Source organism: Coleofasciculus sp. (assembly GCF_046539235.1).
GTDB lineage: Bacteria > Cyanobacteriota > Cyanobacteriia > Cyanobacteriales > Coleofasciculaceae > Coleofasciculus.
This window is the reverse complement of record NZ_JBKHHI010000585.1, coordinates 1-3076: the sequence shown is the minus strand read 5'-3', so window position 1 is coordinate 3076 and position 3076 is coordinate 1. Positions and strand designations below refer to the sequence as shown.

General features: G+C 46.2%; 4 protein-coding genes. 3 read left to right on the top strand and 1 reads right to left on the bottom strand.

The genetic code is table 11. The features are described 5' to 3' along the window. Positions 1–27: 27 nt before the first annotated feature. A complete protein-coding gene (locus ACLFWI_RS28880; RefSeq protein ID WP_446415791.1) occupies positions 28–1290 on the bottom strand; it encodes an FIST signal transduction protein in 1263 nt (420 codons plus the stop codon). Between the two features lie 382 nt (positions 1291–1672). Between ACLFWI_RS28880 and ACLFWI_RS28875 the strand changes: the two genes are divergently transcribed. From ACLFWI_RS28875 to ACLFWI_RS28865, 3 genes are all read left to right on the top strand, one after another. Beyond that, a complete protein-coding gene (locus ACLFWI_RS28875; RefSeq protein WP_446407946.1) occupies positions 1673–1897 on the top strand; it encodes a CP12 domain-containing protein in 225 nt (74 codons plus the stop codon). Positions 1898–2160: 263 nt separating this feature from the next. Continuing rightward, entirely contained in the window at positions 2161–2754 is a 594-nt protein-coding gene (locus tag ACLFWI_RS28870; protein ID WP_446407947.1) for a DUF3177 family protein, read from the top strand. A 128-nt stretch (positions 2755–2882) separates the two neighbouring features. After that, positions 2883–3076 (top strand): DUF7734 family protein (locus ACLFWI_RS28865; RefSeq protein WP_446415790.1); only part of this gene is annotated, 194 nt, incomplete at its 3' end.

Genomic DNA, 3076 nt, shown 5'->3' with positions numbered 1-3076 from the left:
ATTGTTGAACCAAGGTGCAATGACTAATTAAGGTTGCCGACAAATGCCAAATACTGACGTGTAGCCGTGTAGAAATGTACTCCCACCAACGGGTCCAATCTCGCCATTACAGAAGAAACCGCCAACGGAAATATTATTAAGATAGCGACACAAAACTTGGGAATCAAAATCGGGTTTCCCATACAATCCTTGACCCCGCCCTAAACAGGAAAACATTAAGGCTCCCGCCGTTTCTGGGGTGGGATTGACTTGGTTTTGATAATTCTGTAAAAGTAATTCTAAATCTTCCTCAGAGGTGCGAGCGTCTCGTAGATGGAACTGAATCCGTTGACCAGGGCGCACCCGATCGCCAATTGCGATCGCACCCAGTCTGGGATCAACGCCCAACAGATTGCGAATCAGGAAATCCCCTTGACCCAGATTTTGCTTAAACTCATCACGGGCAATGCCAATAAATAGGGAATGTTGCGCCAATTCGCGATCGCTCTCACTCAGGTTTTGAATTACATCACGCAGCACAGCTAGCGGCGGCTGGGATTCAGCCTCACTGAAGCTCATTCCATTACTATCGGCTAGTTCCAGTACGATATTTCGTTCACCTTTGGTGATCTGATACGGTTGACCAATGGGGCGACAGCCTTGGGCAACAATGGGGTCGAGTACCACATTTCCACTTAACGCCACGCCAACTGTACCTTCCCGATGTAGCGTACCCCCAGAGTATCGTTCCGAATCACGATAAAATAACCCACTCTGAACTCCCATGGCACTGGCACTGGCTAATCCTCCCACCTTAACCGAACCCGGATAGGCAAAATCTAGCCCTTGTAACAGATCATTGATTTTCGAGGAAAAGGGATCGGCTAATAAGATGAAATGGGGTTGATCTTGGGGGGGAACACCGATTAAGTCTACCCAAGTACTGGGTGAACTATCCAAGTCGGGCAAATCACTTCCCGGAATATGAAACGCCCGTACTGAAACCTCTGGCATACTTGCCAAACTAATTGATAGAGCGGGTTCTGCTTCGATTTCTTGAGGTTGACCTTGGGCATTCATCCCGATCACGCCACCTCCCCCACAACCAATGATCACAGGTACAGATAACCGTTCCTGTAGCAGGGGCATTAATCGGGAATACTCGCTGGCATAAGCTGAAGAGATGAACACCAGACCCAAATCCGCAGGCATCGACAACGATTGTTCCAGACGCTCTACCACATCCGCGATCGCTGTTTCCAAGGACGGACGAGTTGATAAGGCATTTACCCACTTGATCAAATTTGCCATGACTTTTACTGAGGTTTTCCCTGGGTAGGGTTTTTTCGGGTTGGCTACAGGTGCAAAGCCTTATGATAACTCCAATTTGGCTAACTCCCAAGAGACTGGTGTCAGGGGGCAGGGGAGCAGGGTGGCGGGGGAGATGAGATTTTACGATATTTCAATGGCAAGAGGATAAATAGTCCTAAACAGCCCCCTACTTCCGGTAGTCGGGCAGATCGTGTAGAATTGTAAACAGCGTATCGACTTTTGCGGAACGTTAAACTATAGAATCCTAACGATCTATACGATCTATGAGTACCGACTTGGATATATTTCAGGGCGGTCAACACCAAATAAATAGACGTTCTGTACAATACATTAGTGCAGTAATCCGGAAATAAGGAAAGCAATGAGTGATATTCAAGAACAAATTGATCGGGAGCGTCAGCAAGCTAGAACTGTTTGTGACACTGAAGGCGCAGAGTCCCCAGACTGTGCGGTAGCTTGGGATTCGGTCGAAGAGTTACAAGCTGAGGCAGCACATCAGAAGCAAAAAGGCACAAAGAAAACCTCCTTCGAGAAGTATTGCGAAGAAAATCCTGATGCAGATGAGTGCCGCGTCTACGACGAATAAGGGACTCTTCGTCTGCTATACATGCCGATTTTGTATGGATGAATTCAGTGAATCAGTTTGGTGGCTGGAACTCCTTCGGGTGATTCCGGCTGCTTTTTTTGTTCCTGAGAACCCGTTGTCCAGGACACTAGAACACCCGTCCAGTAATTGAAATCGATAATATTCCCGAAGCGGAAATGGCAAGATTACCGTACAATTTGGGAGGTGAACCGATCGCGGTGTCACTATACTGTTAAATCAAAGGAACTCGTCGGCTATTAGCTATGCCCGATCAACTTCTGCAAGCATTAGTCTGGACAGACTATCGGTTAGCCGTTTTATTTACGGTGTTGATTCCCCTGATCCTAATTATATGGGCTTTTGTCAAAAAAGCTGATGCCATGGTGCGCCTATTAATTATCTACTGGCGCGTGTCCAGTTTACTGGCAATTACGGTTTATATCATGATTGCCTCGTGGCCCATTGGTTTTATATCGGGTTGGCTTGCCCGAGTTTTGATTCCCATCTCCCTCTGGTTCTGGGTAGATGTGAATGAGGATATTGAGGATCAACCGACGAATCCGCTGAAACTGACGCTGACGGCTTGGCGCTGGGCAATAACGATTTACTGTGGAATTGGTGTCTTGTGGAGTATTCCGTCTCTGGGATGCGCGTTTACGCCAGACGTTTTGGAAACATTTGCCTGTAGAGTTTGGCTAGAACCTCCCTTTCTCTTTAAACAATACTTCCATCCTGAGTCTTCCCCTCAATTTTTGGGTTTTATTGGCATTGTTGGATTATTGATTTATGTTCTGTACTTGAGCTATTTTGTTTTAATTCGCTTAGGGAAACAGGGACGAATCGCGATGGAACAGTAGTGGGAAAGCAGGGGAAGATGAGGGAGAAGATTTGCAATCAACAATGAACCATGAACAATCAACAAATGACGAATGAAAAATGAAAAATGACGAATGACGAATGACGAATGACGAATGACGAATGACGAATGACAAATAACCAGTCAACCATGAACCAAGGAACTTCTATTGGACAGCGTTTAGAACAATACACAATTAAGTATCCTCAAGAAGTCTTACTCGTTACCGCTCAAATTGCTGGCGAAGAGGATCAGATTGCTATTTACAAGGGGTTTTCTAGTTCGTTGATGCGTCCAACGGCTTTCGATCCGGATGTGCCTGT

Coding starts and splice junctions, on each gene's coding strand:
- ACLFWI_RS28880 (WP_446415791.1), bottom strand. CDS start 1,290: ATGGCAAATTTGATCAAGTGGGTAAATGCCTTATCAACTCGTCCGTCC.
- ACLFWI_RS28875 (WP_446407946.1), top strand. CDS start 1,673: ATGAGTGATATTCAAGAACAAATTGATCGGGAGCGTCAGCAAGCTAGA.
- ACLFWI_RS28870 (WP_446407947.1), top strand. CDS start 2,161: ATGCCCGATCAACTTCTGCAAGCATTAGTCTGGACAGACTATCGGTTA.